At 69.7% G+C, this 5,179-nt stretch carries 5 protein-coding genes; 3 read left to right on the forward strand and 2 right to left on the reverse strand.

Annotated features, from left to right (window positions below; translation table 11 throughout):
- Nucleotides 1-23 precede the first annotated feature (23 nt).
- Nucleotides 24-662 (reverse strand): glutathione S-transferase family protein, encoded by a 639-nt coding sequence (locus ABY44_RS11370; RefSeq protein WP_059695277.1) that lies wholly within the window; start codon nt 660-662, stop codon nt 24-26.
- Nucleotides 663-774: 112 nt separating this feature from the next.
- Here ABY44_RS11370 and ABY44_RS11375 point away from each other — a divergent pair, with 112 nt between their 5' ends.
- The 3 genes from ABY44_RS11375 (at nt 775) to ABY44_RS11385 (ending at nt 4,409) form a co-directional block, all read left to right on the forward strand.
- Nucleotides 775-1,695: a LysR substrate-binding domain-containing protein gene (locus ABY44_RS11375; protein WP_060171979.1), complete on the forward strand. Its 921-nt coding sequence runs from the start codon at nt 775-777 to the stop codon at nt 1,693-1,695.
- Between the two features lie 266 nt (nt 1,696-1,961).
- Entirely contained in the window at nt 1,962-2,246 is a 285-nt protein-coding gene (locus ABY44_RS11380; RefSeq protein ID WP_027788974.1) for a hypothetical protein, read from the forward strand.
- 45 nt (nt 2,247-2,291) lie between these two features.
- The gene (locus ABY44_RS11385; protein WP_060171981.1) at nt 2,292-4,409 is read left to right on the forward strand and encodes a phosphocholine-specific phospholipase C; all 2,118 of its coding nucleotides are present in this window, start codon (nt 2,292-2,294) and stop codon (nt 4,407-4,409) included.
- A 66-nt stretch (nt 4,410-4,475) separates the two neighbouring features.
- Here ABY44_RS11385 and ABY44_RS11390 read toward each other — a convergent pair whose 3' ends face one another.
- Complete coding sequence (locus ABY44_RS11390; protein ID WP_027788972.1) at nt 4,476-5,099, reverse strand: RBBP9/YdeN family alpha/beta hydrolase; 624 nt, start codon at nt 5,097-5,099, stop codon at nt 4,476-4,478.
- Between the last annotated feature and the right edge of the window lie 80 nt (nt 5,100-5,179).

Here is a 5,179-nt window from a genome sequence, read left to right on the forward strand (position 1 = left end):
CCGCCACGACGCCCGCATCCCGGTCAGGCCGCTTCGCGCGCCAGCGCGCGGCGCACGGCCGGCCGGTCGGCCTCGCGCTGCGCATGCGCGGTCCATGCGGGGTGCCGCGCCATGTCGAGCCCGATCGCGACACCCCAGCGATACAGCACGAACAGGAACGGATCGACGATCGAATGCGCGCCCGGCTCGGCCCACGTGCGGCCGTCGGCGAGCGCGGCTTCGATCGTCTCGTTCGCGGCTTCGATCACGCCGCGTCCGTGCGTGCTGACTGCCCCGTGCAGCGCGGGATCGCCGATGAAGCGGCCCGGCCGCCACAGCGCACCGTAGCCGACGCCATGCACCCAGCCGACCAGCCAGGCGAGCCATTCGTGGCATCGCGCCTCGCGCAGCGGGTCGCCGAGCGGCAGCAGTTGCGCGTCCGGATAACGGCGCGCGAGATACGTGAGGATCGCGGGCGTTTCGGTCAGCACGCGCGGCTCGCCCGGAATCTCGAGCACCGGCACGCGTGCCTTCGCGTTGATCGCGAGATAACGCGCTTCGAGGTTCTGCTGCTTCTGCACGGAGACGATCTCGACGTCGAACGGCGCGCCGGTTTCCTCCAGCGCGATGTGAGCGGCGAGCGAGCAGGCGCCCGGCGAAAGATAGAGACGATATGCGTTCATGGTGGCGTGGCCCGACGGGACTGTGGAAGACGGAACCGAGTGTAGGAACGCGTGCATGCCCGCCGCAAACGATGAATTGTCGTGCTCGGGCATTAGTGCTACTAATACCCGCATGAAACGCATCCACCTTCCTCCGCTGCAGACGCTGCGCGCGTTCGAGACCGCCGTGCGGCTGCAGAGCTTCACGCGCGCGGCCGACGCGCTCGCGCTCACGCAAGGCGCCGTCAGCCAGCACATCCGCGCGCTCGAGGCGCAGCTCGGCTACCCGCTCTTCACGCGCGAGCGCAACGGCGCGACACCGACGCACGCCGCGCACGCGCTCGCGCTGCAGGTGCGCCAGGGCCTCAGCGTGCTCGAGCGCGCGTTCGAGCCGGCCCTCGCCGCGCGCAGCCGCCCGCGCACCTGCGACGTCACGCTGAACGTCAGCGTGCTGCCGAGCGTCGCCGAACGCTGGCTCGCGCCGCGCCTGCCGCGCTTCTCGGCCGTGCATCCGCACATCGCGATCGCGCTGCACCCGGACGTGGCGCTCGCGCCGCTGCGCAAGCGCGACCGCATCGACGTCGCGCTGCGCTACGGGCCCGGCACGTGGCCGGGCGTGGTCGCCGAGAAGCTGATGAACGAGACGATCTTCCCGGTCGCGAGCCCCGCGTACCGCAATCGCGACGGCGTCGCACCGCGCACGCCGGCCGATCTCGTGCGCGCCACGCTGCTGCGCCATCCCGCGCAGCCGTGGGAACCGTGGCTCCAAGCCGCGCGGCTCGACCTCACCGAATCCGCGCGTGCGCCGCGTTTCACCGATGCGAACGCGCTGATCGACGCAACCTTGAAAGGGCGCGGCGTCGCCCTCGCGCGCCGCTCGCTGATCGAGCCCGAACTCGCGAACGGCACGCTCGTGCGCGTATCGTCGGTACGCGTGACCGACGTGTATGCGCACTACGTCGTGTGGCGCCCCGGCCATCCGCACGAATCGGCGATCCGAACCTGGCTCGACTGGCTGCGCAGCGAAGTGCGGCGGCGCACGCCGCGGCACTGACGCAACGCGATCGGTTGCTCGCGTTCATCGTCAACGGTCAGGCTGCCTTGGACGCGCTCACGCATCGCATCGCGCGCCCGGGTAAAAGTGCCCGCCTCGCAACGTCCGCCGGGAAATATTGCGCGTCCGCCACGCCGTGCAGGCGGATGGTCAGGATATCGAAAGCATTCCGCGATCACGCGACAGTCGCAAACGATTCACCGAAACGTCGCATCGCACCGGCATACTCGAAAACGTTTCCCGATCAGCCTGCCAGGAGAGAAGTCATGCGTCGCGTTTCCGCCGTCGTCGTTTTTTGTGCCGCCGCTTTCGTCGCCGCCTGCAGCGACGACGCGCCGCACGACGCACACACGACCGACGCGTCCCAGCAGGCCGGCGCATCGGCCGGCTCCGCCAGCGCATTCAACCGCGATGCATCCGCGAACGCCGCCGCGTCCGATGCCGCGCCGCTCGCGCCGCCCGTCGTGCACTACCCGCCCGATGACGACGACGACGCGAAACCCGCGGCGAATGCGGCCGCGTCGAGTGCCGCCGCGTCGTCGCCGGGCTGATCCCGCCGCTTCCGTCCCCCGACCGCAGAACCGAGGTGAAATAACATGACGTCATCGAGCCGCCGCCGTTTCCTGCATACCGTCGCACAATCCGCGGGCGCCGCCGTCGCGCTCAACGCCTTCCCCGAATCGATCCGCCGCGCGCTCGCGATTCCCGCCGCGCGCGGCACCGGCACGATCCGCGATGTCGAGCACATCGTCGTGTTCATGCAGGAAAACCGCTCGTTCGACCATTACTTCGGACACCTGCGCGGCGTGCGCGGCTACAACGACCGCTTCCCGATCCCGCTGCCCAACGGCAAGCCGGTGTGGTACCAGCCGTCGAAGGCCGACCCGGGCAAGCCGGTGCTGCCGTTCCGGCTGAACACGCTGACGACGAGCGCGCAGTGCGTCGGCGATCTCGACCACTCGTGGTACAAGACGCACGCGGCGATCGACGGCGGCCGCTACGACCAGTGGCCCGCGAACAAGACCGACATGACGATGGGCTATCACGTGCGCGAGGACATCCCGTTCCATTACGCGCTCGCCGATGCGTTCACCGTGTGCGACAACTATTTCTGCTCGCTGCCGGGGCCGACGCACCCGAACCGGTCGTACCTGATGACGGGCACCGTCGACCCGACCGGCAAGTTCGGCGGCCCGCTGCTCGACAACAGCGACTATGTCGACGGCGACGGGCCGCCCGCCTACCAGCTGCTGTCGTGGACGACCTTTCCCGAACGTCTGGAAGCGCGCGGCGTGTCGTGGCAGATCTACCAGCAGGGCACGACGGGCAACGATCCGTACAACGGCAACTACGGCACGAACGTGCTGCAGAATTTCGCGAACTTCATCGACGCGAAGCCCGGTTCGTCGCTGTACCAGCGCGCGCAGACGGTGCGCACGCTCGACGACCTGAAGAACGACGTGATCAACGACCGGCTGCCGCAGGTGTCGTGGCTGTGCCCGCCGGCGGCGTTCTCCGAGCATCCGAAATACACGCCCGCGTACGGCGCGAACTACACGTCGCAGATTCTCGACGCGCTCACGTCGAACCCGGACGTATGGCGCAAGACGGTGCTGTTCATCATGTACGACGAGAACGACGGCTTCTTCGACCACATCGTGCCGCCTCAGCCGCCGACGTCGGCCGCGCAAGGCGCGTCGACCGTGACGACCGACGGCGAGCTGCACACGGTCGTGAACCCCGGCCGCGGCGGCAGCTACACGGCCGACGGCCTGCCGTACGGCCTCGGGCCGCGCGTGCCGATGACGGTCGTGTCGCCGTGGACGAAGGGCGGCTTCGTGTGCTCGCAGGTGTTCGACCACACGTCGGTGATCCGCTTCATCGGCGAGCGTTTCGGCGTCGACGAACCGAACATCACGCCGTGGCGCCGCACGGTCTGCGGCGACCTCACCGCCGCATTCGACTTCCGCTCGTCCGACGCGTCGTTCCCGCCGCTGCCCGACACGAGCCAGTACCGCTCGATCGCCGACCGGCAGTGCACGTCGCAGCCCGCGCCGACCGTGCCCGCGACGCCGTCGCCGGTCGACCCGCAGGAGCCCGGCGTGCGGCCGGCGCGTGCGCTGCCGTACGAGCTGCACGTGAACGCGAGCCTTGACGGCAGGACGCGGCTGCGCATCGAATTCGCGAACCGCGGCAACCAGGGCGCGCACTTCCACGTGTACGCGACGAACCGCACCGACGGCCCGTGGCGCTACACCGTCGGCGCACGCCGCGTGCTGCATGCGGACTTCGACCTGACGACGACGAACGGCGCGTACACGTTCTCGGTGTACGGGCCGAACGGCTTCGTGCGCATGTTCTCGGGCAACGTGTCGACCACGGCCACCCATCGCAATCCTGCGCAGCCGGAAGTGAAGGCCGGCTACGACGTCGCGAACGGGAACCTGTACCTGAAGCTGCGCAACCCCGGCGGGGCTCACGTCACGTTGACGCTGACCGACAACGCATACGGCGCGCCGTCGCGGCAGGTGACGCTGCATGGCGGTGACGAACGCGTCGAGCAGTGGTCGCTCGCGGCGAGCCACCAATGGTATGACGTGACGGTGAGCGACAGCGCGGCCGGCACGTTCTCGCGCCGTTTCGCGGGCCACGTCGAAAACGGCCGGCCGAGCTATTCGGATCCGGCGGCGGTACGGCCCGTGTCCGCGGCATAAGCGCGACGGCACGGCATGGCGCGGCACCCGCCGCGCCGCACGGATCGCCCGCCCGGCCCGGCGGAATCAGATCGCGTGCGCGAGCGCGCGATCGACGAGCGCGGCCTCGAAGCCGTCGTCCGCGTCGCGAAAGCGCAGCGGCGCCGCGCAGTGGACGAGCGTGTCGATGAAGTACTTCGCGCGCGGCCACGGCCCAAAGCCGGCCGCGGTGTTGATGTGCCCGGCGTCGCCGAGGTTCACGAACGCGCTGCCCAGGTGCTGCGCGAGCGTGCGCGCGTCGGCAAGCGGCATCCACGGATCGGTCTCGCTGCCGATCACGATCGACGGCACGGCGAGCCGGCGCGCGTCGAACGGCCCGGCAAACGTGAATTTCTTCGGACTGGCGGGCGCGACGAGCAGCACGCCCGCGACATCGCCCGTACGCGGCCACTGCGCGAGCGCATGCGCGGTCGCGAGACAGCCGAAGCTGTGCGCGGCCAGCACGAACGGCCCGCGTTCGCGGTCGAGCAAGGTGCGCACCGATTGCGCCCAGCGCGCGAGATCGGGCGCATCCCAGTCGTCCTGCTCGACGCGCAGCGAGCGCGGGAACTGCCGTTCGAGCCAGGTCTGCCAGTGAGCGCCTTCGCTGCCGTGCAGGCCCGGGACGGTAACGAGGCGCGGCGGCCACGCCGATTTGCTGCATGCGCGCATGATTGCCCTCGCTTGCTTGAAGACGGGATTCGATTGTGGCGCGGCGCGCCCGGCGGCCGAACCAATATTTTGTGCTTTGC

This window comes from Burkholderia sp. ZZQ-2, from assembly GCF_050768715.1.
Lineage (GTDB): Bacteria > Pseudomonadota > Gammaproteobacteria > Burkholderiales > Burkholderiaceae > Burkholderia > Burkholderia cepacia.

Bases quoted from the DNA above. Each gene is read 5' to 3' on its own strand.
- ABY44_RS11385 (WP_060171981.1), top strand. From the start codon at position 2,292: ATGACGTCATCGAGCCGCCGCCGTTTCCTGCATACCGTCGCACAATCC.
- ABY44_RS11375 (WP_060171979.1), top strand. From the start codon at position 775: ATGAAACGCATCCACCTTCCTCCGCTGCAGACGCTGCGCGCGTTCGAG.
- ABY44_RS11370 (WP_059695277.1), bottom strand. From the start codon at position 662: ATGAACGCATATCGTCTCTATCTTTCGCCGGGCGCCTGCTCGCTCGCC.
- ABY44_RS11390 (WP_027788972.1), bottom strand. From the start codon at position 5,099: ATGCGCGCATGCAGCAAATCGGCGTGGCCGCCGCGCCTCGTTACCGTC.
- ABY44_RS11380 (WP_027788974.1), top strand. From the start codon at position 1,962: ATGCGTCGCGTTTCCGCCGTCGTCGTTTTTTGTGCCGCCGCTTTCGTC.